Genomic DNA, 24,776 nt, shown 5'->3' with positions numbered 1-24,776 from the left:
CAGTATTTGTTAAGATAATCAAAGCAAGTTATGGAACATCAACATAGTTATGATGCACAAGGCAGACAGCTTTGTTGTACACAGACAGAAAAAATATATAGTCAGGCGGGGGCTGAAGACCTTATTGGGAAAGCTCCAGCTTCCAGTCATAGTCATGATCATAGCCATGATGAGGACGGTCACGATCACTCAACGGCAGGGGCTAGTCAGATGCAGTTATTTCTACCCGCGCTAATTTCTTTTATTTTGCTCATTGCGGCAATAGCGATGGATAATTGGATTTCACAAACATGGTTTAAGGATTGGGTTCGTTCGGGCTGGTATATCGTATCTTATCTACCTGTTGGGTATCCTGTAATCAGAGATGCCCTAAAGAGTATTGCTAAAGGGGAAATCTTTTCGGAGTTTCTTTTAATGAGTATCGCTACGATAGGAGCTTTTGCGATCAAAGAATACCCAGAAGCTGTAGCGGTGATGTTATTTTACGCCGTAGGCGAGGTATTTCAGACCTTGGCGGTGAGTAGAGCTAAAAGTAATATTAAGGCACTGCTGGATCAGCGTCCGGATGAAGTGACCATTTTGGAGAATGGAAAGAGCAAAGTAATCAAAGCCGCAGACGCAGGTATCGGAGTGATTGTTCAGCTGAAACCTGGCGAAAAGCTCGGGCTCGATGGTGAATTGCTTTCTGAACAAGGCGCATTTAATACTGCTGCGCTGACTGGCGAGAGCAAGCCAGACACAAAAATGAAAGGTGATGTTGTGCTGGCAGGAATGATTAATATGAACACGGTGAGCCTAATTCGGGTGACAACAGCTTATCAAGATAGCAAACTGAGTAAAATCCTTGAGCTTGTACAGAACGCAACAGCTCAAAAAGCACCTACGGAACTGTTTATCCGCAAATTTGCTAAGATATATACCCCAATTGTTGTGTTTTTGGCTATTGGAATTTGCTTCCTGCCTTACTTGTTTGTCGATCAATATGTATTTAGCGACTGGTTGTATAGAGCACTCGTATTTTTAGTGATCTCCTGTCCCTGTGCACTCGTCATCTCAATCCCTTTGGGGTATTTTGGTGGAATCGGTGCCGCGAGTAGAAATGGTATACTTTTTAAAGGCAGTAATTTTTTGGATGCGATGGCAGATATCCGGCATGTGGTGATGGATAAAACCGGAACAATGACTGCCGGCGTTTTTAAGGTGCAGGAAATTAAGCTACAGGCTGGTTACGACGAGGCAAGAATTTTAAAGCTCGTCAATAAAATAGAGAGCCATAGCAGCCATCCAGTTGCAACAGCGATTAGGGAATACGCAGGTGCGATCGACGAGTCTATTAATCTCCATAATATAGAAGAAATCGCCGGACATGGATTAAAAGGAATTACTGAAGGCAAAGAGTTGCTGGTGGGTAACTTTAAATTGCTGGACAAATTTAATGTAGCCTATGATATCGATCCGAATAGTATCGTATATACGACCATTGCCATCGCGTTGGACGGTAAATTTGTAGGATTCATGACCATCGCTGATAGCATTAAAGCAGATGCCGCGCTTACAATTCAGCTACTGCATAAGCTCGGTGTAAAAGCAACGATGTTGAGCGGGGATAAGACGACGGTAGTCGCCTATGTTGCCAAGGAACTTGGAATAGATCGGGCCTATGGCGACCTGCTTCCGGAAGATAAAGTGAATAAGGTCAAGGAAATAAAGGGGGTAAACGAATCTGTTGCTTTTGTTGGTGATGGTGTTAACGATGCTCCGGTTGTTGCACTGAGTGATGTTGGAATAGCGATGGGTGGACTGGGCAGTGATGCGACGATCGAGACAGCAGATGTCGTGATACAGGATGACAAACCTTCGAAGATTCCAATGGCCATTCGCATTGGGAAACAAACGAAAAAAGTTGTTTATCAGAATATTGGCCTTGCTTTTATAGTCAAAGGAATCGTGTTGATTCTTGGAGCTGGAGGTTTGGCAACAATGTGGGAGGCTGTATTTGCCGATGTTGGCGTATCGTTAATTGCGATATTGAATGCCATTAGAATTCAAAAAATGAAATTTTAACAACTGGCGCTAACTTACACCCGCCCTTTTCATTGGACGAAATGAAGGGCGGGTGTATTCCTATTTTTATTCGCTATTATTTAAAATACTAAAAATATTAGTATATTTGAGCGTGTAGGTCCACGAAGTGAATAGCCTATTTTTTAAATTACCTTTGTAAGGTATTACCTGGAGTTAAAGTGATGACGAAAGAGCAAATTGCCGAATTGCTTGAAGGAGTACCCTCTGCAGTCGGCGTATATTATATTTATGATAAGCATGACGTGCTAATTTATGTCGGCAAAAGTATCGATATTAGAAATAGGTTATTGCAGCATTTTAGAAGCACAGATTTTAAGGAACGCAAAATCCAAGGAGCAGCCTGCAGAGTTGGATTTGAACTGACAGGTCATGAATTACTAGCGCTATTGCATGAATCTGACCTGATCAAAAAATATCAACCCTATTATAATCGGGCGCAGCGTCGAACCTACTACGGATTTGGCCTTTATCTAGCAGTGAACCCATCGGGCTATCAAGTTATTCAAGTTGAGGCGCTTGATCCCGAGCGAGAAGAGCTGATGACCTTTTCGAGTTACCAGGAGGGGCGCGAGCAATTATTCAATATTGTGGAAGCTTATCAGCTCTGCCAAAAAATAAACAAATTACAGACGTATACGAAACATTGTTTTCAATATATGTTGAAGACCTGCAAAGGGGCATGTATTGGGCAGGAGCTTCCAGAAGACTATAATCGAAGAGTGCAGGAATTTGTAGCCTCTTCGGAGCTTCCGATGGGCGAGATATTTTTGGAGCTCTTAGGACGTAATCCCAAAGAAAAGGGACTTGTTTACTTGTTGGATGGTCGGTATAAAGGATTTGGCTACTGCAATAAGCGTGTATATAGCGAAAAGAAAAAGCGAGAAGCCATCATCTTCAAAGCGGAAAACAGAGACGTTAGACGTATCTTGAGACGTTACTTCAAACTCAACCCTGTTTCGGTTTTTAACAACAATAATTTACTGGTCTACTAAGCCAGTAAATTATTATTTTACCGTCGGTAAGAACTTTTTGTCGTTCTCATCGGAATCTTTATAGTAGGCTCGGGCTTCGTCCAGTTTATGATGCATTTCTTCACGTACCTTTTGGTATGCTTGAACATTGTATACATTCTGCATTTCCTGTGGATCGTTCTCTAGATCGTATAATTCCCACTCATCTTTGTCATAATAGAAATGGATCAGTTTGTACCTTTCGGTACGAATTCCATAGTGTCGTTTTACCATATGAATGGAAGGGTACTCATAATAGGTGTAATATACGGCATCGCGCCATTGTTTTTCTTTTCCATTGAGTAGACCACGAAAAGATTTTCCCTGCATATCTTTCGGGATTGCAAGTCCTGCATAATCTAGGATTGTGGGGGCAAAATCAAGATTCTGAACAAGTGCTTTTGAGGATTGGCCAGCTTTAATTTCTGCTGGATAGCGGATCAATAAGGGGGTTCGGAGCGATTCTTCATACATAAAACGCTTGTCAAACCAACCATGTTCACCCAGATAGAACCCTTGGTCTGAGGTGTAAATGACAATTGTATTTTCGTCGAGTCCATTGTCTTTCAAAAATTCCAATAGACGTCCGACACCTTCGTCCACCGCAGCAACGGTACCCAGATAATCCTGCATATAGCGTTGATATCGCCAGCGCATCAGGTCTTCTTTGGACATGTTGCGATATTTCATCTTAAAATCTGCCATGATTGGGTTGTAGATGGAATCCCATGTTGCGCGCTGCGCTGCAGTCATTCTTCCTAGGTTTCCATTGAAGGCAGCTTTATCCCAGGATAGATATTCTTTTAGTCCCAATTCATCCATTAGCGCAGGAGGTATCTTGTTGTCACCAGCCCAGTTCATGTGTTTAAGGATATTCATTTCAGCGGTTTTAGCAGCAGTTCCTCTTCCTTCGTAGGTGTCGAATAGATTATTCGGTTCTTTGTAGGTTTTTGACGTATATTGTTGAAGATGTCGCAAAGCCGGTAGCCATTCTCGGTGTGGCGCTTTTTGATGATAGAGCACACAGAAAGGTTTGCTGGTATCTCTTTTAGCGATCCAATCTAGGGTCATATCGGTGGTAAGATCCGATACATAGCCTTGTATTTGTTGTTTTACACCATTGATAATAAAGTTTGGATTATAATATTCGCCTTGGTCAATAAGTACCGCTGAGTGGTTAAATCCCTGGGGTAGGCCATCCATATGGATTTTACCGATTAATGCCGTTTGATACCCGTTTTTTTGGAGAATCTTGGCAAAGTTGTCCTGATTCCAATTGAATTTTGCCTCATTATCAATTTTCCCATTCATATAACTGTGCTTCCCAGTTAGGAGTACAGCCCGACTGGGCGCACATAAGGAATTTGTCACGGTCGCACATGTGAAAATGGCACCTTCTTTTGCTAATCTGTCAATATTGGGCGTTTCATTCAGTCCGTAACCATAAGCGCTTATCGCTTGATAACCATGATCATCACTCATGATATATACAATATTTGGATGCTTTTTTGCATGGCCTTTTTGGGCCAATGCCCAAAAAGGTACAAGGGTGTACAAGGTGAAAGTAAGTATATAATGATGCAGTTTCATGGTTAAGGTTTGAATGTGTTATGCTGAACGACTTTACCTCAGGCTAATATAGGTGTTTTCATTGAGACAAAGACGGTGCTATTAGTTTAATGATAGGTTGTACTATTTAAATGATTTGTTTATTAAATTATTCTGATAGAAATTTGCATTATTAATAATTTCACTTATATATGAAGAAGAGTTTATTAGCACTTGCACTGGGGGGATTAGGGATAGGAATTACCGAATTTAGTATGATGGGGATGCTACCGGACGTTGCCGAAAGTTTGCAAGTTTCAATTCCGGAAGCTGGTTATCTCATTACAGCTTATGCCTTAGGTGTAGTTATCGGTGCCCCACTGTTGGTGGTTTTTATGAATCGATTCTCGCCACTTAAGACTTTGATTATCCTCATGGGATTGTTTACCCTATTTAATGGACTGTCTGTGGTTGCTCCAAACTATGGTCTTTTATTAGTCTCGCGTTTTATTTCGGGATTGCCACATGGCGCTTTCTTCGGAGTAGGGTCTGTTATTGCCAGTCGATTGGCCGATCCTGGTAAAGAAGCGCAGGCTGTAGCGACGATGTTTTCCGGATTGACAGTTGCCAATTTATTTGGGGTTCCATTGGGGACCTATATTGGACATCATTTTTCATGGCGTTATACTTTTCTATTGATTGTTATCGTCGGTATTTTGACCATGTTAGCCTTAAAGTTGTGGATGCCTAAGATGAAAGCAGCACCTAAAAATAATCCTTGGAAGGACTTTGGCATTTTTCGGAATGTGAATGTCTGGTTTATGGTTTTGTTATTTTCAGTAGCTCCAGGAGCGTTGTTTGCCTGGATAAGTTATATAGCCCCGCTGATGACTGAAGTGTCTGGTATTGCTGATAAATACCTGCCTTATATTATGGTCCTGGCTGGATTAGGTATGTTTGTTGGGAATTTGATCGGAGGGAAGTTGACGGACGCTTTTTCTTCAACAAAGGTGGTTGTAGCCGTACTGGTGGTTCAGATTTTATGTATGTTGGTTATTTACGGGCTGTCTGACAACGTTTGGGTATCCTTGGTGATGACTTTTTTAACCGGAGTCACAACTTTTGCGCTGGTACCTTCGTTAACCTTATTATTGCTTAACTCGGTAAAAAGTGATGCTGAAATGTTGGTTGCTTCTTTAGGACCTGCTTGTTTTAATATTGCAAATGCATTGGGTGCCTTTTTAGGTGGTGTACCCATTAATCAAGGCTATGGTTATACTTCTCCGGCCTTGGTTGGTGCGGTTATGGCAGCTTTAGGAATCGTAATTTCCTTATGTTATATCCAACGAAGCAAAAAGCAACCGGCTGTAGTTGCCAAAAAGGTTCTTGAGGATGCGGTAGGTCAGCTTTCGTAGCGTCCATTATGTTGTCATGAAATTTGCTATCGGTTTTAAAAATATAACGTATAGAATTGGTGTTACCCTAGATTTCCACCAATTCTATTGAAGATGGACTGAAATTGAACATCGATATTTTCACCCAGGTACATGCGCTTGGCCTGACGTTTTATTGGATATCCTTGGTTCAATAGAAAGGAAACTGCGGTTGTATTCTCTTTCGGTAGCACAACTTTGGAATTTTGCATTAAATACATTTTTAACAATGCCATTCCTGCAGCTTGTTCATTGGCAACAATAAGGCCTTCACCCAAAGAAGGAAGATAATAACCGCGGAGCGTTTGGTTCTTCACATAAATAAAACCTGAAATGAAATGTGGTTCTATTTCGCATCGTCTATTTTCAGCTGCGGTTGTCAGGTCGAGCCTCAGAAGTTGCTCTTTGTATCGGGATTGATAGTACTGTATATTATTGTCCGCTTCTTCAAGATGGGGTGCTTGTATATCATCAAAGAAAAGATAAGAAGAAGATTCTTTAAAGCCGAGCTTTGTGTAAACCGGCGCGCCCATATCCGTTGCAATGAGTTGAATGCTCCTGCATTTTTTGCGGTTTGCTATACGAATAAGTTCTTGGGTGGTTTGTTTCCCATAGCCTTTTCCTCTTTCATCCGGAGCGACAATAATATGTCCCAACCAGGCAACATCATTATGGACAATAGTCGCCCCTATGGCCACAATTTTCTGATTGACCAGGAGTTTTATGGGGAAACAAAAAGGGTTTTCTATATAATGTTGTATTTTGATCGTCACATTGCCCCATCCTTCTGGGCTTAGGCTCGTTACTACAGGGAGATCAGAAAACTGAATAGGTTCAAAATTCATCTAACATCTATTTTATTGCTGCTTTATTGTATTTGTTTTTATATTCAAGGGGAGAGAGTCCTGTAAACCGACGAAATATCTCGCGAAAAGCCTTTATGTCCGTATACCCGATAGCGTACATCACTTCATTTACCGTTTTCCTTGAACTTTCCAACTCTTTTTTTGCCGATTCTACTTTTATCCGTTGAAGATATTCCACGGGCGTATTGCCTGTCGCTTTAATAAATCTACGGTCGAAATTCCGACGTCCGACAGTGAATTTTTCAGATAACTTCTCCATGGAAATTTTTTCTGAAAAGTTATTCTCGAGATAGTCCTGGGCACGCATGACCATTTCGTCTCCATGTGACTTTTGACCATTAAAGATCATAAAATCGGACTGTGTTTGTCTGGCAATATCAATTTGAAATATTTTGGAGCAATAAATAGCCGTCTGTCTGTCGTAGAACTTTTCGACCAGGTAAAGGAGAAGATTAAGGAAGGAATAACCGCCACCATTGGTATAGATTCCTTGCTCATCAGTAATAATTTGTTCTGTTTTTAAGTTGACCTTTGGAAAGAGCTTATGAAAATTTGCCGCTGATTTCCAATGGATAGAGCAGTTTTTGTTATCCAGAAGCCCCGTAGACGCGAGCAGATATGCGCCGGTACACATGCTTGCAACATTTGCTCCCTTGGTATAATGGTCTAATATCCATGCTGAGAGCATGCTATTCCCAGCTTCTATTGCACTAAAATTGGAAATGACAGCGGGTACAATAATGAGGTCGGTTTTTTGAATTGTAGCGATATCTTTCTGCGTCATGACTGTTAATAATCCATTGACAAAGTTACTCTGCCTAGAAACTCCTGCCAATTCTATATTAAATATAGGTTCCCTGTTCAGTTGATCGTAATAGCGGTTCGCTTCTGTGAATACGTGGTATGTTCCAACAATGCACGATATGGTGTTAGGGCCTGTCTGACTGTCTGGAACTAAGATCGTTAGGTGTTTCATGTCGAAAGTTTATAAGATTGGATAAACGATGGTACGCTTATTTGATACTATTCAAATATACCGAAACGACTTGTCTAAATCAACCGCTGAGAATGTCTATTTTACACCCCTTTTTGTGTTTTGAAGTCCGCTATATTTGATCTATAAATTTAAATTAATACGACAAGATGGTACGAATGATCGCAATATATAAGACTCCTACGGATAGGGAGGTTTTTGACAAACACTATTTTGAGATACATATTCCCTTGGCAAAAACGCTTCCCGGACTTATTCGTTATGAGGTGGCCAAGGGTGGAATCATGTCGACGACTGGACACGACGATGTGTATTGTATTGGAACCTTATATTTTGAAAGTTTAGCAGCGATTAAAATAGCATTTGAGTCTGAACAAGGAAAGGCTTGTGCGGTTGACCGGAGAATCTTGGCACCTCATGATCATGATGTTCAGATTTACATATGTGATTCGATTGAGGTATAAGAATATAAGAAGTATGAGTTAACGTTATAAAATACGACGAATGATGAAAAAGGACGATTTTAAAATAAGCATTACCGTTGAAGCAGGTGCTCAACGCGTATTTGAAGCAATCAATAATGTCCGCGGATGGTGGTCTCAAAATATTGAAGGGCCAACCGCTGCTTTGCATGATGAGTTTATATATCATTATCAGGACGTACATCGTTGTCGAATACAGATAGAAACGATGGAAACAGATCGTAAAGTAGTCTGGCGGGTCCTCGAAAACTATTTTAAATTCACCCAGGATGAACGGGAATGGACTAATAGTTCCATTATCTTCGATATTGTGGAAGATGCGGGTACAACTACATTACATTTCACTCATCGTGGGCTTAATTCCCAGATGGAATGTTATCAGGTATGTCATGATGCCTGGACGTATTATATAATGGACAGCCTAAGACAATTGATTTTAACGGGGCTGGGACAGCCTACTCCAAAGGAGGAAATAGCGCTGGGGGCTATGGAAGAGAATCGCATACCACATGATCCTGGGACAAAAAGTATCTACCATAGACTGTTGATTGAAACTCCTGTAGAGACTGTTTACAAGGCACTTACAATGGCGGAAGGACTAGCAGGCTGGTGGACACCAGATACGAGGGCAAAGCCGGAGATCGGTGCGATCCTGCGGTTTGGATTTGGTCCCAGCTATTTTAAAAATATGGAAGTTATTTCGCTGAAGCCTTATTCCAGGGTCGAGTGGCGCTGTGTTAAGGCATTTGAGGAATGGATTGGAACAACACTGACCTTTGAACTTGAACCTCAGCAAAAGGGATGTATGCTGCTGTTTCACCATGATGGCTGGGCAAATTATAGTGCGGAATTTGCTTCCTGCAGTTTTGATTGGGCGCTATTTTTCCGGAGTTTAAAATTTTTCTGTGAAAAAGGAAAGGGTTTTCCTTATCCCGAATTTAATGTATAAAATTCCTGAAGGGGCATAGTGTATTTTTGGTATAAAATGAGACTATCGCAATAGCTCGGCAATCGCATGCAGATAGTCTTTATTTTTAGAAAAATCATTATGTCCTTCCTTAGCCAAACGTATCAATTTATCCTGTTTTTTAAAAAAGTTACTCAGTTTAATGGAAGAATCAAAATAGACGGCATTATCCTGGTCTCCGTGGAAGATGACCGTTCTACATTTTACTTTTTGCAATGCCGCATAAAAAGATCATATCCGTTATCAGTATAGATATTGGCAATTTTACCCCAGGTATCTACAGCCCCATTACTGCCATGCAAATAGAAAATTAGTCCTTTGCTCTTGTCTGCCTTAAACAAGATTCCATGGAGTTTAACATGATCTGCTGTTGTGATAAATTGTTCTTCAAATTTGCCCTGAAAGCGGAACGTGGAATCCTGGAGCTTTTTACCTGGAAACAGTTGTTGTTCAAGTATTTCATTCCAGTTTGGCTTCACTTTAGATTTACTGTTGGATTGCGCATGTACTACGGGGTATAAAAAGATGAATAGCAAGAGTAATAGTATTGGACGTAACCAAAGGTGACGGTAGAGTTTTGTTAATGTGACGGTATTGTATGAGTGCATAAAGATATTTGGTCTATGATTTTTATTGAAGTTACACATTTCTATGGCATCCAGAAAATGGGAAATCTATAGTTTTAGCAAGATCTTTTCTTAATATACTTAACCTAGATTAAGTATATCCCTTAATCCAGGTTGTTGGAAGCGGGCTTCTTCTTGTCGTACCTTTGAGATAACAATTTAAAATGAAGTGAATCAATTTGGGCTTCAACTTAAATTCATCAAGAACGATAAAAAAGGAGATCACAATATGAAAAAATCAATTGAAAGAATTTTCCAGCGTCCAGCTCAACCGGGTATGGTAGGGGATGGATTTCGTGTATTTAATATGATACCAGGGAATGGGATTTCCCAAAAGAGGATGAGCCCATTTCTTTTACTGGATTTCAACGCAGCATTTGATTTTGGACCTTCGGATCATATCAGAGGCGTGGATGTACATCCGCATAAGGGATTTGAAACCGTAACTATTGCCTACAAAGGTAGTGTAGCCCATCACGACAGTTCGGGAAACAGTGGTGTTATTCGTCCGGGTGATGTACAATGGATGACTGCCGGTGCGGGAATATTACATAAGGAATACCATGAAGAGGAATTTTCAAAAAAAGGTGGATTGTTTGAGATGGTTCAACTCTGGGTCAATTTACCAGCGAAGGATAAATCAACCGAGGCACATTACCAGGCAATTACAGCCGACCAAATGGGAAAGGTATTATTGCCTGATGCAGCAGGGGTAGTCAATGTCATCGCGGGAAAATTTCAGGATACGGCAGGGCCAGCGAACACCTATACGCCTGTCAATTTATTTGACATCAAATTGGAAGAGCAACATGAAACCAATTTTTTGGTTCCACAAAATCATAATACTGCGATGCTGGTTGTGAATGGGGAGGTTGTGGTCAACGGTGAACTTGCGAAGGAACATAGTTTTGTTTTATTTGGTCATGATGGTGAAGAGATTTCGATAAAGGCAACTAAAAACGCGGTTTTACTTGTGTTAAGCGGTGAACCCATTGATGAACCTATCGTGAGTTATGGCCCATTTGTAATGAATACACAGGCAGAGATTTACCAAGCCTTTGAAGATTTTCAAGCTGGCAAGTTTGGCGTACTTGAATAAATAAAATAAGTTTTCATCCATGGCCTACATTTATAACATGTGGGCCATTAATGGATATCATCATATAGAAGATTTTTTGTTAACTAGCTTTTCTTTAGATTATGGTGTTCAACGACTAAGAAAAGTTTTTTGGCCGTCTGTCGTAGCAGATATGGATGATGAGAACCAGTAGTGTACAACAAAAGCCTGTCAATACCACGCCATTCCATTGAAAGTATTTCCAGGCGAGCGAGGCCAAATAACTACCCAATGATCCACCCGCAAAGTAACTAAACATATAGACTGTATTTAGTCGGTTGGTTGCCCCTAGATTTAAGGCAAAGAAAGCAGATTGATTGCTGATATGCATTGATTGTAAACCTAGGTCAATTAAGATTACACCAGCTATTAATCCGATATAGCTATTCCCCCCGATGTAGAATACAATCCAGCTCAATAGCAGGATAAATATGGAACCAAGAATAACGGTATACGTAGAAACATGCGTTGAAATCCGGCCGACCAATGCTGCTGCTAGAGCGCCAACAGCCCCTATTAATCCGAAGGATCCGGCTACAGCGGACCCCGCGTGGAAAGGAGCTTCCTGTAAATGAAATACTAATGCAATCCAAAAAGCACTGAATCCAGCAAAACCTAGGGCACCTCTGAGTGCAGATAGCCGTAATACCGGTTGAGTTTTTGTCAGATGGATCAATGAGTGCATTAATTGTAGATAACTTCCTTGAAATGTTGGATTCACATCGGGGAGTGCGAAAGCTAATAATAACATGAATAGAACCATTAACGCTATCGCTATATAATAGATCGCTTGCCATCCCCAGATATCACCAATGAATCCTGCTGCGACGCGGGAGAGCAGAATACCTAATAGTAAGCCACTCATGACCATTCCGATTGAAGAATTGCGTTTTTCGGGAGCAGCAAGTTCCGCCGTAAGGGGGACGAGCATTTGGGGAACGACTGAGCTAAATCCAACCATAAAGCTTGCGATATAGAGCAACTCGAGGCAGGGAGCGAAGACCATTGCCAATAAGGAGACTATGATGATTAGAAAAATTGATAATATTAATTTCTTTCTTTTTATCATATCGCCCAAAGGAACGATAAAGAGTAGCCCTGTTGCAAAACCGACCTGGGTGAGCATAGCAATCATACTAATTGCAGCTTCACTAACGTGAAAGTCTTTCGCCATCAATCCCAAAAGCGGTTGATTATAATAGTTGTTGCCGACGACTACTCCAGTTGTCAAGGTAATAAGCCATAAAAGAGGCTTCGTCAGAACAGGTATATCCCGCTTTGAGTTTACGTGAAGTTCTATGTTTTGGTTTGTTATTTCTGTTGTATGTATCATTTTGAATTTTATCTCCTTGCCTGCAAATTTACAGCGATCAATAATGTAGGAATTGAAGAATTCGATCCATGAATTGAAGAATTGAAGTTTGATTAACCTAAATTGATCCAGAAGTGAGATAATTGTGTACTGGACTAGTTATCTACTTGGAAATTGCCTATGTAACAAATACAAAGCGTCTGATGTCATTTTTAATGCAAGATGCCCTTGAAAAATATCGTTTATTGTTGGATGAAAACCCAATGGTTGTCAGAAGGCTATCCAATAGAATAGTTGCTTCCTATCTAGAATATTTCACAGGAGACCTTGAGCCGTTTAAAGTCAAAGCTCTAAACCTCAACTGGCCTATGCAGTTCTTCGATGTATAGGCCAGTTGAGGTTTAAAGATTTATTTGTTGATTTCGCTTTTTCCTAGACGTAGTATATACAATGATCACACTAATCGTCATCAGGATAAATGCTAGGAAAAACGGAGCACCCGAAAATTTAAATGGCGCCTTGTCATGGGTGAAATAATAAAATAGGTTTGTCATCATCGGTGGGCCAATAATCGATGTTGCACTCATTAAGCTCGTTAGTGCACCTTGAAGTTCACCCTGTTCATTTGAAGGGACATTTTTGGTAATAACAGACTGAAGAGCTGGTCCACAAATACCCCCCAAGCAATAGGGAATAAGGAAGACGAACATCATCCATCCTTCGCTCGCAAATGAGAATAACAGGAGTCCAATAGCATATAGGGTCAATCCATAGAAAATGCTTTTTTGTTCGCCAAGCTTGGGTGTTGTCCATCGAATTAAAACACCCTGAACCAATCCAATCAATAATCCAATAACACCTAACGAGATACCCACCATTCTTTCTGTCCAGTCGAATTTATACATGGTGAAGAAGTTCCAGTTACTTTGAACCGCATGACCTGCGATATAGATTAAAATTAAGGCAACGATGAGGCCGGATATTTCCGGATGTTTTCCAAGAAACTTAAAAGACCCAATTGGATTTGCACGTTTCCAGTTAAAGGCTCTGCGTTTTTCTTTGTCTAAGCTCTCAGGTAAGATAAAATAGCCATATAAGAAGTTCAGCATACACAATCCTGCGGCCGCATAAAAGGGAACCCTGGCACCATAGTGACCGAGTAGACCTCCGATAACAGGACCTATGATGAAGCCCAGACCAAATGCAGCACCTATCAAGCCAAAGTTCTTTGCCCGGTCTTCATCCGTAGATATATCGGCGATATAAGCACTTGCCGTTGTAAAACTGGCTCCTGTCAATCCCGCTATGACACGACCCAAAAATAGCCACCCTATACTTGGTGCGAGGGCAAGAAAGATATAGTCCACAGCGAATCCAAAAAGTGAGATCAATATAATTGGCCTTCTACCATATTTATCACTCAGGTTACCGACTACGGGAGAAAATATAAATTGTGTGAAAGCATAGGCAAAGCCAAGCCAGCCGCCATATTTTGCAGCTTCACTGATATCGCTATGAATCAATTCCTCGATAAGTTTTGGGACGACGGGAATAATGATTCCCCAACCTGTAATATCGATAAGTAATGTGATAAATATGAATCCGATTGCTGCTTTTTTCTTGGAATTTTCCATCATGTTTCAAAAGTAATGAAATCCTTAAAAACTTGTCTGTTATTTAATTACTAATTTGTGGTGAGTGTTGCATTTTCGGTAGCGTTAACAAATCGAAAATAGGGGGCTTTTTTCTTTCAATAAGTGCTATGCTAATCCCATTTTTGTTGAGAAGCATTCAATACGTGTTTGTACGTTATGCTGCTATAGTAGAGGATACTGGTTTTTTTCGTGTGTTTGCATGATTGATGGGCAATCCCACATTGTAAACGTGCCGGCTTTTTTTTGATTAGATGGCTTTACATTTGGGACGGTGTTGTATATCGAAATTACATGAATTCGCAATAAAGCACAGCTTATATGCTTGGGCATGTAGGGATAAAGCAAGCTCTATCTGGAATTCATTTGTGATGAGAACCTCGGGGTGTAATGTAACTTCTGTAAAACGACCACTGCCATCTCCATACGTTTCAAGGGTAGCGACAGCATTGTCCGTATAGGATAAAACCTCGATGCTATTTTGCGAGCAGACGTATAAATAGGACATCATGTGACAAGAAACTAGGCTGCTAAGTAGCAAATCTTCCGGATTGTACAATGCGGGGTCACCCTTGAATGCTTTCGCTGCCGAAACGTGTAGATCTGTTTTCCCTTCGATCGCAATGTGATGGCTCTTCGTATAAATTTTTTTACCCAGAACGCTAGGCTGTTCAGGATGATTCCAAGTTAGGGACGCTTTAAAGGTATGTTTGTAACTCATTTTTGTTTCAAATTTAAGGTGTCTTCCATTATGATAGAACGTCTAGTCTGCCAATTGCAAGATGTGCAGGATGGATCGAATTGGCTAGATGAAAATTTTAATAGAACTGCTTGAAAATTAGGCTTTCTGAATGCAATACTGTTATGTGCGAACAAAAGTGATATAATCTGTATTGATAGGTTCAATGCCATTTTTTCGCATTTCGCTTGCTATTTGTGCCCTGTGATAGGTACCATGATTAAAGACGTGTAACAGAATGTCGTTGGCTTTATTATGAAAAGCCTGATGCTGTGTGTTGGTATAATTGACAATTTCATCGTCCGTTTCATTTCTGTCATGAATCTGCTGACCAAATCCTTCTGAAGCTAAATCGTGATACCTTTGGCAATCGACGATACTGTGCTCATCCCAAACACCAACAGGTGGTTTTTCACCCGTTAATCGACTTAGCCAAATGATCTGTGCATTAACAATATGGCTAAAGAGCCGTATGCAAGAAGGAGGTACTTTTTCGCCTTCACTTTTCAGTTTATCCAGTAGTGCTGTATTTGCCCAGTTATTATATAACCACAGCTGCATAAATGTAGTTGACATCTAATTGTTGTTTTATGTGGGTTCTGTAAAATTAAATATACGGAAGATAGAAATAAATTTTTTGTAAACCCTTTCAAATGTTCATTTGTGAACAATTTCTGTTCGTAAATGAACATTTTACTGTTGGTGTTTTGTTTTAATATATTGATTTACAGTTATGTATTTATTTTGGCCGGGTGCTTGTGGCTTTTCTCTTTACAATATCCAATCAATAGTAGACAGCTAATGATCAAGAATAATATCAAAATTGCTTTTCGCAATCTAACACGGAATAAGGGGTTTATGACCATCAATATCCTTGGCCTGGCCATTGGTATGACGGCAAGTATATTGATTATATTATGGGTAAATTCTCAGCTCTATTATGATAGGATGTATCCCAAAACAGATAGAATTGGGATTGTGGGGTCAGTTGGACGAAACGACAAAGGAGTTTCCGTTTATTTCGTCACTCCCGAACCTTTGGCGGAGGTGATGAAGCTGGAAGTTCCAGAAATTAAGCAGACTTGTCGATTAAGCAAGCTTAGCGGATTTCTGTTTACGGCTGGTGATCAAAAGCTCATCGCTGGTCGCGGGGCTTTTGTCGATGCCACTTTCTTTTCAATTTTTCAACTTCCCGTTTTGGCGGGGAATCCAGCGGATGCGCTTGCAGACCCTTCGGCCATTGTGCTGACAAAAGATTTGGCTATTACTTTATTTGGTTCAACGGATGTCATTGGAAAAAATATCAAGATCGACAGCAACGAAATAGTACATGTGTCGGCAGTTTTGAAGGAGGTCCCCAGCAATAGTCAATTTGCGGAATTGCAGTATCTTTTTCCTTGGGCATTTGCTGCTAAAATAGGCTATACGGATAATAATTGGTATAACAGTTCGATTTCAACTTTTGTTGAACTGTATCCCAACGCAACATTCACGTCAGTACAGCAAAAGCTAAAAGATATCTCCAAAAGGCATGCTGATGTCAAGAGTGAAAATTTTTTGAAGCCGATGAAGGAGAGTTATCTTTATAATGAATATAAAAACGGAATAGTTGCAGGTGGAAGGATTGAGATGGTACGTGTTTTTGTCCTTATTGCTGGTTTTATAGTATTGATTGCATGTATCAATTTCATGAATTTAAGTACGGCACAAAGTGAGCGCAGGGCAAAGGAGGTGGGGGTGCGAAAAGTGATCGGCGCACAGAAAAGTAGTCTGATCTGGCAATTTTTATCAGAATCAATGCTATTATCATTGATTTCTGGAATAGTCGCACTTATTTTAGTGGCTCTGATAATACCTTCCTTTGGCGATCTTATCGGAAGAAAACTAGCTCTTCCGGTAGGTGAGGGTTATTTTTGGGCCGGATTTTTGGGCTTCATTCTTCTGACAGGCATACTTGCTGGTAGTTACCCTGCTTTTTTTCTTTCTTCGTTTAGACCGATTAATGTGTTAAAAAATAGATTTTTCCTTTTTAAACAGAGAATAAATCCTCGAAAGGCTCTTGTTGTAACTCAATTTGCAATTGCGGTATTAATGATTGTTAGTACCCTTGTGATCCGAAAACAAATACTACACGCTCAGCATAGGGATGCCGGTTTTAACACGGATAATCTGATCTATGTCATAGAAAACGGAGATGCTACGAAAAATATTGCAATGATCCGACACGATTTGATTGATAAGGGAATCGCCACTGCTGTAACTCGTACCATGTCTCCGATGACTGAACGTTGGAGTGGGTGGGGAGGTGCATCATGGGAGGGTAAGGACCCCAATCGAGCGATTGTTTTTAACAGGCAGTCTGCCGATGACAAGCTGATTGAAACGACAGGGTTAACACTTTTAAAGGGGCGTGACTTTGACTTAGCTAACTTTCCTACCGATTCGATGTCAGCTATTATCAATGAATCTGCAGCGGAGATTATGGCGATGAAGGACCCAATCGGAAATTATATTATGGACGGTGAAGATAAGTTTACGATTATAGGTGTGGTTAAAGATTTTATTCAGGAATCACCGTTTAAAACAGTGACTCCAACAGTCATTGAGGGGGCGAGTAGAACGTTAGGGACCGTGCACATTAAGTTGAATCCTAAACTTAACATAAGCGATGCTTTAAAGAAAACCGAAGCTGTTTTTAAAACTTATAATCCAAACTATCCTTTTGATTATCATTTTTTAGATCAAGAATATAGTAGAAAGTTTCAAGATGCACAGCGGACAGGTCGCCTGGTAAGTATTTTTGCGGGCTTGACGATATTTATTTCCTGCCTTGGTTTATTTGGCTTGGCCGCATACATGACCGAAAGCAGAACAAAAGAAATAGGCGTTCGAAAAATCCTCGGGGCATCTTTATTTACCTTAACAAAGATGCTTTCCAAAGAGTTTATTGTGTTGGTAGGGATTTCATGTCTGATTGCATTCCCAATTGCCTATTGGGCTATGGATGGCTACATCAGTCAATATAGCTATCGAATATCAATTGGATGGGGGGTATTTGCAGTAACAGCGTGCTTAACTCTTTTGATTGTACTATTAACTGTGAGCACACAATCTATTAAGGCGGCTTTGGCTAATCCGGTTAAGAGCTTACGCGACGAATAGCGAGCTCAGTCTAAACTGAAGTTTATTATTTACTGCCTGTGCTATTTTGCGTAATTGCTGAAGCGTTCAAATGACTCGAAAAATATCACGCATGCAGCAGGTTTCCTGAACAAAAATTTTTTTATTGGCGATAGTTATCCCTATGAAAGTGATTTTCATTTAAGAGCTACTTTCAGCTATATTTTAGTTGTGTTTGGATTACTTTTAGCTTTTCTTTTTGTTAATATTGTAATTAATTATATATTTAGCTTGTTATATCTATCTATTATTGTGGTTTGTCTCAAAATTGTCTTTTTACATCATTGTTTGACAATTGAGTCGAGCACAAATTAAATGATATATTTATATTAGCCCCATATTATTGAGAAGTATGCTATCTATGACGGGACTTTTCCAAAATTACAATACTGGAAAACGTGTTTTTTTTCATTTATGTTTTTGGTTTGTGGTTTTGGGTATGCAATTCATAGCATATCAGCGAATAGATATTACGAGTTCATGGTTGCTATTTTTAAAGGATGTATTTTCTTTATTAACGATTTTTTACGCAACAGCATATATTGTCATACCACAATGGTTTATTCGAGGTAAGTTTGTTCTCTGTATTTTATGGTTGCTCGTAATTTATACTTGGTGGTCTTTTTTAAGTTATTATGCTGCAATATTAACGTTAAGGTATTTGGCACCAGATGTACGATTGTCAACTTATCTCGAAATAGTCGAACGGCAAGGTATCCTGGGTGCTTTCCGGCTATCCTCAATCAGTGATTATTTATTGGATTTTATTTTTTTGGTCGCTTTACCGTTGACCGTAAAGATAGTACAGGCATTTATGTTTGTTAGAAATTCAAAAATGAAACTCGAGCTAAAAAATGCTGAACTTGAATTAAACAACGTTCAATTGGAGCTTGCTTTCCTAAAATACCAGATTAATCCACATTTCTTACTTAATACACTCTATAGTATTTATGTCTTGGTATCCGATCATGATGAAAGAGGTGGTGAAAGTATGATGCGCCTGAGTGGTATTATGGTGTATTTATTGCACGAAAGTAATCAGCCAAAGGTCGAAATTAGTCGCGAATTTCAACTGCTTAAGGATTATATTGAGTTGGAAAAGTTGCGCTATAGTGAGACAGTACAAGTCAAAGTAAACTTAGCGACTGATGATGAAAGCTGTATGGTGGTACCCCTGATTTTTTTTCCGTTTGTGGAAAATGCATTTAAGCATGGACCCCGCTTAAGTTCTTCAGCTGGATGGATATCCATAGACATTTCTGTGAAGGATGACAAGGTAAACATGTATATCGCCAATGCCTATAGAGAACTTTCCAAACCCGAAAATTATGTTGGGGGATTAGGAATAGATAACGTAAGAAAAAGACTGGAGCTTCATTACCCTGACAGGCACATTTTGGAAATTAAATCAGATGGGGGTGTATTTAGTGTTAATCTTGTTGTAACTTTACAGGCTGAAGAAAAGCCGTAGCACCAACGCTGAGGATCGCTAAGTACTTATGAACAGAATTAAAACTATTCTTATTGAAGATGAGCCGATTGCAAGAGGTCGATTGGAAAAATTAGTTTCCAAATTGGGCCTGATCGAAATATTGGGTGTATTCGAAAATCCGTTACAAGCTATAGATGTTTTAAGAAAGAGTGAGGTCGATCTCATCTTGTCGGATATAGATATGCCCGAAATGGATGGGATTACTTTTCTTAAAGGACTTGCCCATCCACCATTTGTTGTCTTTATAACTGGTCATTATGAATATGCCGTGGATGGATTTGAGCTTGATGTAATCGACTATATTTTAAAACCGCTGTTGACGGAAGAACGATTGATAAAGGCAATTGAAAAAGTTCAAAAAGCAATTCTATTTTCTAGAAGGGGGTCACAAGGTGAAAGAAAGGCGATTAAGATAAAGGATAGGAACAAGACTATCTTTATAGATCCTGCGGATATTCTCTATCTAAAAGCTTGGGGAGACTACATCCAAATTTATTCGGTAGATGGTATGCAAACTTTGCTCTCGACGATGAAAGATATGGAAGCAGAACTTCCCTGGGATATGTTTGCGCGTATGCACAGATCTTTTATCGTTAATATCAAACAAGTCAAGGGTGTTGAGGCAAGTAAAGTAATTCTAAAAAATGGAGTCGAACTTGGCATTGGTTTACAATATCGCAATCAGCTTTTTGCAAAGATGGGACTTATCTAAATGTTTAACTTATTGTTGTTAGATTCTTTTTCTGTTTTCCTACTTGCATTTTGTAATAGCCGACCATAAAATGGTAGATAGCGAGTTCATGTAGTCGTTGGTCCGACATGAATAGTCTATTAATAAACATATGAATATAACTTGACAGCAAGGAGATTTGGGCTGCCCGAAATTCATCTTTACTGGTATTGGCCCTCAAAATTGAAAAGATGTTACATTGGATTGTATCTAGTTTCGATTTGAAATCTGTTAAGTTATTTAATGGATTATCGAACCAGTCTTTTTTATCTTTGAACTTGTTGTTGAGATGAATCCAAAGATTTTTATTATTGCCGAATTCTTGTTGATAAAGCGTGTTCATCCGAATGCAGAAATCCTTTTTTTCAGGCAACGTAAATTTTGCAGCGCCTAACAGGGACTCCATATATTCGAAAGCCAATCGCCACCGATCGTTGATTGAAGTGCTTTGTTGCATTGTCGTCAATATAGCTTCGCTCTGTTGATAAAATAACTCTTCACTAAGCTCCATACAAAACGGGGTATATCGTTCAATTTCCCGCGTGTAAGTGTCAAATGATATCGTTGAAATCTGCCCACTTTCGACAAATTGTTCCAAAAAGCTGTTCATGGTGGATATTACGGAAATAGACTGGCTTGGATCTGAAATTTCTATCCGCAATCGAATATGTGGAGACGGATCATTGTAACGTACGAAAAACCACTTTCTCATACTTCCCTGCTGATTAATTGCGTTCATGATTAATGGAAATGTTTCCATTAACAGAATATCCGCAAAATGTACCCCGCAATAGATTTTGGCATAGATCCATTCACTTCCTAAGGAGAAGCATCTCCTTAAGCTGTTTTCTTGAGGGGCGGAGTCGTTGGTGTAATGTTGAGTGTGTGCTTCTATTGGGATAATGATCTCATTGGCAAAAATATTCTCATCTTTATCGCCTATTACAGAAGAGTAGTCATCTAGAAGATATTCAGTTAATATCGTGTTTCTTTTGCATAATTGATCCAATAGCATTTCGATACAAAAAGGATTTTCTAGGTTTATCAGTAATTCATTATCACCGTTAGAGATAATGACCATTGTTGGTATTTCCAATGCTGTCTGTAAATTCTTTACAAAAGCGGCCGGCTCATTTGGGTATTTTGCAAGTTTTTGAATACGCCATTGTGCTCTTGATAAAATGATATTTTTGTAGCTTATTCTTGGAAGCCTTGGCTGCTCTTTCATAATTCCCCAATTCCATGAAAGATCTAGTCTATTATTTTGGAATTGAAAGTCTGCAAGAAATTTATAGAGATTCATGCCATGTTCAAAATTATGGGCCGTCGTCAGACGTGGTATGACCATTTTATTGAACTTTTTAGACCATAAGATAAGGCGCTGGTCTTTAAGGAAAAGGTATAAATCATTGACATCAATTTGTTGTTGTTCTTGATCAATTGTTGGGGTTAGACAAATTGACGTCTTTCTGAGAGCAGGTCTATGAATGATATTTCCCGCGTTGTTATCTGGATAATAAGAAATTTCAGCCAATATTGCATTGGTATACTGTTGTTGCTCCCTTTCCGCAGAATCTTTTATCCACTTGTCCAATTTTTCGTCCAAATGTGCAAATCTTGACATGAGATTTCCTGAAGAGGAGCCACCGAGGGTTCCGAGGTTGAAGAATAAGCGCTCTTGTGTCGGACTCTTCAGGAGATTGCCCATAACATAGAAAGAACAAGGCATGGAATCTATTGTTTGTTTACGCTGTTTGGAGATATTATCGAGATCTGTGCTGGTAAGCTGAATCTCTGCATATCGATTTTTTACGCTTTCCACAAATTTTTCAATGACCAGGTTTTGGTAGTGATGAATATGACCTGTTGTTTGGCTGGAGGAAGTTATATTTTTAACATCTCCTAGTATTTCATCCGTTATATTGTAAACACCTTCTCGACTACCATAACCGATACCAATATCTGGATCCAACGCTGTTGTCAGACGAACCATTCTTTCTTCATATTTATGAGCGAACTCAGATTTAAATCGGTCAAGATCTGCTAAAACGCTTCTATTACAGAGTGGTAATAGGTCCTGAAATTGATCTCTTATATGATTTAATGTGGTCTTCGATAGGTTATTTTCCGCCATACCAATCAGAAGGTCTCCTTGTATCACATTGGTTAGGTCGTGATCTGGCACGATCGGCTGTAACAACTTAACTACCGCTTTCTGAATCTTGGTGATTGATTGAGCGCTGTTAAGTAGTGTTCTGATTGTCCATAATGGTTGTAAATAGACTTCTTGTTTGTCCACTCTTTCAAGTGTCTTTATCAGACTTTCAAGGTAACTCCGACCGATTACATTGGGGTGCAGTTCGGAGCATATAATCCCAAGGCTGATTAGTTTATCGACAAATAGAACCGAATGCGCTGCTGATGCTCCAAGATTTTGCAATAGGTCTGTCAATGACTGATAATGGACGGCTTTCATATTGCTCTCGAAATAGTGAACAATACGGTCTAAAATAGGGGTAAACCGTACTCGTTTTAATATATTTTGGCTCTTTTTTCCCTTTGTTACTTTTTGATAGTATTTGTAGTCCTTTCCATCTAGGTACAGCGTGGGGTTGATACGGTACTGAAGTTGGTTATAGATTCTTTTGTCTTTTGATATCTCTTCGATAATTCCGACTAATATGGTCGCATCTAATTTTAACACGCCTTTATTAACATGATTCCTTACTAATGACAGGTTCTTTTCCGCGGCAATAAAGTTTCCTACCGATACTCCGGCAAATAAACCAAAAGGGGTGGCTCTAGTGCTCATCCGAATGGTGTATTTGAGTAGCGAAATGATCATTTTTGGATTGCTATCTTTTTTGTAATTAAGCCATTTCTCTACCTCCGCAAAGAAAGAAGGGCTTGCTAGAAGTAAGGCTTCTTTCAGTCGTTCATCTTGATGTAAATAGCGAAGTCGGTCATCAAGATCTTTTGGGTTTGTTAGCCTGAAAAGGTCAGTTGCAAGCGCATTAGGAAGTATTGGCGTGCGTAGAAGAAAGTAATTGGAAAACTTGAATAGAGACATGGAATAGTCAGCTTTAATGTTGCATTACCTGTTTTATGCATGACAGGAACATTTCCGGAGAAATAGGTTTTTGCAATGCAAAGTGCTTCCTTTTTTTTATAAATTCAGGGTATTGCCATCGTGATACAGCAGATGTAACGATGAGTATTGGAATATCAGCTATCATTTCGGCAAGTGTACTGATATTCCCACCACTGACAATGAGGTCCAAAAATAGAATGTCGGCAGATTTTAATTCGTGACTAAATAAAGCTGGGTTTTCAATGTCTTCAACCATTTTTATTAATTGAAGATCTGGAAACATATGAATGTACTCAACGATTTTTTTTGTAGCTAGAGGCTCATCCTCGATGAGAATACATTTTAGTTTGGGTGTTGTCATCTGTGCTATTCTATTGTTTTGAAATATGGGGGTATAAAAGACGATTGCCGCAAAGGCGCCTACCAGAACGCCTTTACGACATAATCCTCTTTTATATCACTTTTGAAGACGTAACCGTCTTGATTGTCACAAGCTCCATATCGTCAAAATCAAAAAATGAAATCGGTTCGACTGCGCAGACAGTTTGTACATCCAGTGCAAAATCTTCTGCTAAAAAATTTTCAATGTTTTCCATAGTTTATGTTGTTGAATTGTACACAAATGTGCTTTCTAAGCAAAAGAAGGACGAATAATATCGACAGAATTGAAAATGAATCAGATGAACTAAAGATTCTATTCGATGAAAAAAATAGGATATGCTGTTGTTTCCGTTTGATTGAACAACGTTTGTGTGACCCTTCACTGTTAGGTTATCGTTGACATGGAAAGAAGCACCATGACCTGAACGGAATAAATTCGATGAAATAGCATTTGGGTACGATGAAATAAGGCGGGTGTCATTGTCGGTTTCTATTGGGTTTACTAATTTAGTTCTATCTATTTTTAGTTCTATTGATCTGTTTTTCTTCCTGATTACTAGTGTTTTTTGGGGGGGGAGAGGTGAATAGGCTATTGAAAAGATTAGGTTTTGAACCTAAATAAAAAACATCTGCCAAATAAATAGGTGAGTAGTGTGGGCGCATAAAACAATAAGAATATGAATTTATCTAATGAAATGCACAGTTTTTTGAAAAGAGAAGGTTTACGGTTATTTAGAAAAAAAGTGAGCTGGCAAACTTCCGCAGAACATCAGATTTATACGGATGAAAACACAAAAATCGGTGTAGCATTTGACAGAATTCAAGATTTTATACATAAACCAATCCATGAATTTGACCAGAATGAAATAAAAACGATCAAGCTTGAAGAGCGGGGGGACTATATAATTTACGGTTTTGTTCAGGAATCTAAGCGATAATTGAGCTTTCTTTCATAACTCAAGAAGTTGACTGATGATTTTTTTGTAAATCTTACAAATCAATTCCTTAATCATGTAACGGATCACTTATGATTTGTAGCCAAATTTGTATTGTAAAATAAAACAATCAATT

Annotated in this window: 22 protein-coding genes; 11 read left to right on the top strand and 11 right to left on the bottom strand. The window is 39.3% G+C overall.

The genetic code is table 11. The features are described 5' to 3' along the window. The first annotated feature begins 30 nt into the window (after positions 1 to 30). Positions 31 to 2,064: a heavy metal translocating P-type ATPase gene (locus OK025_RS22245; protein WP_317666914.1), complete on the top strand. Its 2,034-nt coding sequence runs from the start codon at positions 31 to 33 to the stop codon at positions 2,062 to 2,064. 182 nt (positions 2,065 to 2,246) lie between these two features. Beyond that, positions 2,247 to 3,077 (top strand): GIY-YIG nuclease family protein, encoded by an 831-nt coding sequence (locus OK025_RS22240; protein WP_317666913.1) that lies wholly within the window; start codon positions 2,247 to 2,249, stop codon positions 3,075 to 3,077. A 12-nt stretch (positions 3,078 to 3,089) separates the two neighbouring features. On the opposite strand, the gene OK025_RS22235 is transcribed toward OK025_RS22240, so the two are convergent. Beyond that, entirely contained in the window at positions 3,090 to 4,685 is a 1,596-nt protein-coding gene (locus tag OK025_RS22235; protein ID WP_317666912.1) for a sulfatase, read from the bottom strand. 170 nt (positions 4,686 to 4,855) lie between these two features. Here OK025_RS22235 and OK025_RS22230 point away from each other — a divergent pair, with 170 nt between their 5' ends. Continuing rightward, positions 4,856 to 6,058 (top strand): MFS transporter, encoded by a 1,203-nt coding sequence (locus OK025_RS22230; protein WP_317666911.1) that lies wholly within the window; start codon positions 4,856 to 4,858, stop codon positions 6,056 to 6,058. Positions 6,059 to 6,120: 62 nt separating this feature from the next. Here OK025_RS22230 and OK025_RS22225 read toward each other — a convergent pair whose 3' ends face one another. Together OK025_RS22225 and OK025_RS22220 are read right to left on the bottom strand one after the other, a co-directional pair. Next, positions 6,121 to 6,921 carry a GNAT family N-acetyltransferase gene (locus tag OK025_RS22225; RefSeq protein ID WP_317666910.1) on the bottom strand — a complete coding sequence of 267 codons (801 nt, stop codon included), beginning with the start codon at positions 6,919 to 6,921 and terminating at the stop codon, positions 6,121 to 6,123. Positions 6,922 to 6,928: 7 nt separating this feature from the next. After that, positions 6,929 to 7,918, bottom strand: coding sequence for a GlxA family transcriptional regulator (locus OK025_RS22220; RefSeq protein WP_317666909.1), 990 nt, complete (start codon positions 7,916 to 7,918; stop codon positions 6,929 to 6,931). Positions 7,919 to 8,094: 176 nt separating this feature from the next. Here OK025_RS22220 and OK025_RS22215 point away from each other — a divergent pair, with 176 nt between their 5' ends. Further along, positions 8,095 to 8,400 (top strand): EthD family reductase, encoded by a 306-nt coding sequence (locus tag OK025_RS22215; protein WP_317666908.1) that lies wholly within the window; start codon positions 8,095 to 8,097, stop codon positions 8,398 to 8,400. Between the two features lie 40 nt (positions 8,401 to 8,440). After that, complete coding sequence (locus tag OK025_RS22210; protein ID WP_317666907.1) at positions 8,441 to 9,367, top strand: SRPBCC family protein; 927 nt, start codon at positions 8,441 to 8,443, stop codon at positions 9,365 to 9,367. A gap of 221 nt (positions 9,368 to 9,588) precedes the next feature. Here OK025_RS22210 and OK025_RS22205 read toward each other — a convergent pair whose 3' ends face one another. Next, the gene (locus OK025_RS22205; RefSeq protein WP_317666906.1) at positions 9,589 to 9,993 is read right to left on the bottom strand and encodes a hypothetical protein; all 405 of its coding nucleotides are present in this window, start codon (positions 9,991 to 9,993) and stop codon (positions 9,589 to 9,591) included. Positions 9,994 to 10,240: 247 nt separating this feature from the next. On the opposite strand from OK025_RS22205, the gene OK025_RS22200 reads away from it, so the two are divergent. Beyond that, on the top strand, positions 10,241 to 11,110 hold the full coding sequence (locus OK025_RS22200; protein WP_317666905.1) for a pirin family protein: 870 nt from the start codon (positions 10,241 to 10,243) through the stop codon (positions 11,108 to 11,110). A gap of 115 nt (positions 11,111 to 11,225) precedes the next feature. Here OK025_RS22200 and OK025_RS22195 read toward each other — a convergent pair whose 3' ends face one another. Next, positions 11,226 to 12,461 (bottom strand): MFS transporter, encoded by a 1,236-nt coding sequence (locus tag OK025_RS22195; protein WP_317666904.1) that lies wholly within the window; start codon positions 12,459 to 12,461, stop codon positions 11,226 to 11,228. 182 nt (positions 12,462 to 12,643) lie between these two features. On the opposite strand from OK025_RS22195, the gene OK025_RS22190 reads away from it, so the two are divergent. Beyond that, complete coding sequence (locus tag OK025_RS22190; protein WP_317666903.1) at positions 12,644 to 12,829, top strand: hypothetical protein; 186 nt, start codon at positions 12,644 to 12,646, stop codon at positions 12,827 to 12,829. Positions 12,830 to 12,841: 12 nt separating this feature from the next. Here OK025_RS22190 and OK025_RS22185 read toward each other — a convergent pair whose 3' ends face one another. The 3 genes from OK025_RS22185 to OK025_RS22175 form a co-directional block, all read right to left on the bottom strand. Continuing rightward, entirely contained in the window at positions 12,842 to 14,077 is a 1,236-nt protein-coding gene (locus OK025_RS22185) for a TCR/Tet family MFS transporter (RefSeq protein WP_317666902.1), read from the bottom strand. 265 nt (positions 14,078 to 14,342) lie between these two features. Beyond that, on the bottom strand, positions 14,343 to 14,813 hold the full coding sequence (locus OK025_RS22180; RefSeq protein ID WP_317666901.1) for an OsmC family protein: 471 nt from the start codon (positions 14,811 to 14,813) through the stop codon (positions 14,343 to 14,345). Positions 14,814 to 14,954: 141 nt separating this feature from the next. After that, positions 14,955 to 15,407: a DinB family protein gene (locus tag OK025_RS22175; protein WP_317666900.1), complete on the bottom strand. Its 453-nt coding sequence runs from the start codon at positions 15,405 to 15,407 to the stop codon at positions 14,955 to 14,957. A 225-nt stretch (positions 15,408 to 15,632) separates the two neighbouring features. Between OK025_RS22175 and OK025_RS22170 the strand changes: the two genes are divergently transcribed. The 3 genes from OK025_RS22170 to OK025_RS22160 all read left to right on the top strand — a co-directional run bounded on the left by OK025_RS22170 (position 15,633) and on the right by OK025_RS22160 (position 20,215). Beyond that, positions 15,633 to 17,993, top strand: a complete 2,361-nt coding sequence (locus tag OK025_RS22170; RefSeq protein WP_317666899.1) for an ABC transporter permease — start codon at positions 15,633 to 15,635, stop codon at positions 17,991 to 17,993. Between the two features lie 457 nt (positions 17,994 to 18,450). Beyond that, complete coding sequence (locus OK025_RS22165; RefSeq protein WP_317666898.1) at positions 18,451 to 19,482, top strand: sensor histidine kinase; 1,032 nt, start codon at positions 18,451 to 18,453, stop codon at positions 19,480 to 19,482. A 28-nt stretch (positions 19,483 to 19,510) separates the two neighbouring features. Next, a complete protein-coding gene (locus OK025_RS22160) occupies positions 19,511 to 20,215 on the top strand; it encodes a LytTR family DNA-binding domain-containing protein (RefSeq protein ID WP_317666897.1) in 705 nt (234 codons plus the stop codon). A 4-nt stretch (positions 20,216 to 20,219) separates the two neighbouring features. Here OK025_RS22160 and OK025_RS22155 read toward each other — a convergent pair whose 3' ends face one another. The 3 genes from OK025_RS22155 to OK025_RS22145 form a co-directional block, all read right to left on the bottom strand. Further along, positions 20,220 to 23,303, bottom strand: coding sequence for a lantibiotic dehydratase (locus tag OK025_RS22155; protein WP_317666896.1), 3,084 nt, complete (start codon positions 23,301 to 23,303; stop codon positions 20,220 to 20,222). A 13-nt stretch (positions 23,304 to 23,316) separates the two neighbouring features. Further along, positions 23,317 to 23,685 (bottom strand): hypothetical protein, encoded by a 369-nt coding sequence (locus OK025_RS22150; protein WP_317666895.1) that lies wholly within the window; start codon positions 23,683 to 23,685, stop codon positions 23,317 to 23,319. Positions 23,686 to 23,776: 91 nt separating this feature from the next. After that, positions 23,777 to 23,920 carry a hypothetical protein gene (locus OK025_RS22145; protein WP_317666894.1) on the bottom strand — a complete coding sequence of 48 codons (144 nt, stop codon included), beginning with the start codon at positions 23,918 to 23,920 and terminating at the stop codon, positions 23,777 to 23,779. Positions 23,921 to 24,382: 462 nt separating this feature from the next. Between OK025_RS22145 and OK025_RS22140 the strand changes: the two genes are divergently transcribed. Beyond that, positions 24,383 to 24,643, top strand: coding sequence for a hypothetical protein (locus OK025_RS22140; protein ID WP_317666893.1), 261 nt, complete (start codon positions 24,383 to 24,385; stop codon positions 24,641 to 24,643). Positions 24,644 to 24,776: the final 133 nt, after the last annotated feature.

Source organism: Sphingobacterium sp. UGAL515B_05 (assembly GCF_033097525.1).
Lineage (GTDB): Bacteria > Bacteroidota > Bacteroidia > Sphingobacteriales > Sphingobacteriaceae > Sphingobacterium.
The sequence above is the reverse complement of the archived record's forward strand: the minus strand, read 5'-3'. Positions and strand labels throughout refer to the sequence as shown.

Coding starts and splice junctions, on each gene's coding strand:
- OK025_RS22245 (WP_317666914.1), top strand. CDS start 31: ATGGAACATCAACATAGTTATGATGCACAAGGCAGACAGCTTTGTTGT.
- OK025_RS22240 (WP_317666913.1), top strand. CDS start 2,247: ATGACGAAAGAGCAAATTGCCGAATTGCTTGAAGGAGTACCCTCTGCA.
- OK025_RS22235 (WP_317666912.1), bottom strand. CDS start 4,685: ATGAAACTGCATCATTATATACTTACTTTCACCTTGTACACCCTTGTA.
- OK025_RS22230 (WP_317666911.1), top strand. CDS start 4,856: ATGAAGAAGAGTTTATTAGCACTTGCACTGGGGGGATTAGGGATAGGA.
- OK025_RS22225 (WP_317666910.1), bottom strand. CDS start 6,921: ATGAATTTTGAACCTATTCAGTTTTCTGATCTCCCTGTAGTAACGAGC.
- OK025_RS22220 (WP_317666909.1), bottom strand. CDS start 7,918: ATGAAACACCTAACGATCTTAGTTCCAGACAGTCAGACAGGCCCTAAC.
- OK025_RS22215 (WP_317666908.1), top strand. CDS start 8,095: ATGATCGCAATATATAAGACTCCTACGGATAGGGAGGTTTTTGACAAA.
- OK025_RS22210 (WP_317666907.1), top strand. CDS start 8,441: ATGATGAAAAAGGACGATTTTAAAATAAGCATTACCGTTGAAGCAGGT.
- OK025_RS22205 (WP_317666906.1), bottom strand. CDS start 9,993: ATGCACTCATACAATACCGTCACATTAACAAAACTCTACCGTCACCTT.
- OK025_RS22200 (WP_317666905.1), top strand. CDS start 10,241: ATGAAAAAATCAATTGAAAGAATTTTCCAGCGTCCAGCTCAACCGGGT.
- OK025_RS22195 (WP_317666904.1), bottom strand. CDS start 12,461: ATGATACATACAACAGAAATAACAAACCAAAACATAGAACTTCACGTA.
- OK025_RS22190 (WP_317666903.1), top strand. CDS start 12,644: ATGTCATTTTTAATGCAAGATGCCCTTGAAAAATATCGTTTATTGTTG.
- OK025_RS22185 (WP_317666902.1), bottom strand. CDS start 14,077: ATGATGGAAAATTCCAAGAAAAAAGCAGCAATCGGATTCATATTTATC.
- OK025_RS22180 (WP_317666901.1), bottom strand. CDS start 14,813: ATGAGTTACAAACATACCTTTAAAGCGTCCCTAACTTGGAATCATCCT.
- OK025_RS22175 (WP_317666900.1), bottom strand. CDS start 15,407: ATGTCAACTACATTTATGCAGCTGTGGTTATATAATAACTGGGCAAAT.
- OK025_RS22170 (WP_317666899.1), top strand. CDS start 15,633: ATGATCAAGAATAATATCAAAATTGCTTTTCGCAATCTAACACGGAAT.
- OK025_RS22165 (WP_317666898.1), top strand. CDS start 18,451: ATGCAATTCATAGCATATCAGCGAATAGATATTACGAGTTCATGGTTG.
- OK025_RS22160 (WP_317666897.1), top strand. CDS start 19,511: ATGAACAGAATTAAAACTATTCTTATTGAAGATGAGCCGATTGCAAGA.
- OK025_RS22155 (WP_317666896.1), bottom strand. CDS start 23,303: ATGTCTCTATTCAAGTTTTCCAATTACTTTCTTCTACGCACGCCAATA.
- OK025_RS22150 (WP_317666895.1), bottom strand. CDS start 23,685: ATGACAACACCCAAACTAAAATGTATTCTCATCGAGGATGAGCCTCTA.
- OK025_RS22145 (WP_317666894.1), bottom strand. CDS start 23,920: ATGGAAAACATTGAAAATTTTTTAGCAGAAGATTTTGCACTGGATGTA.
- OK025_RS22140 (WP_317666893.1), top strand. CDS start 24,383: ATGAATTTATCTAATGAAATGCACAGTTTTTTGAAAAGAGAAGGTTTA.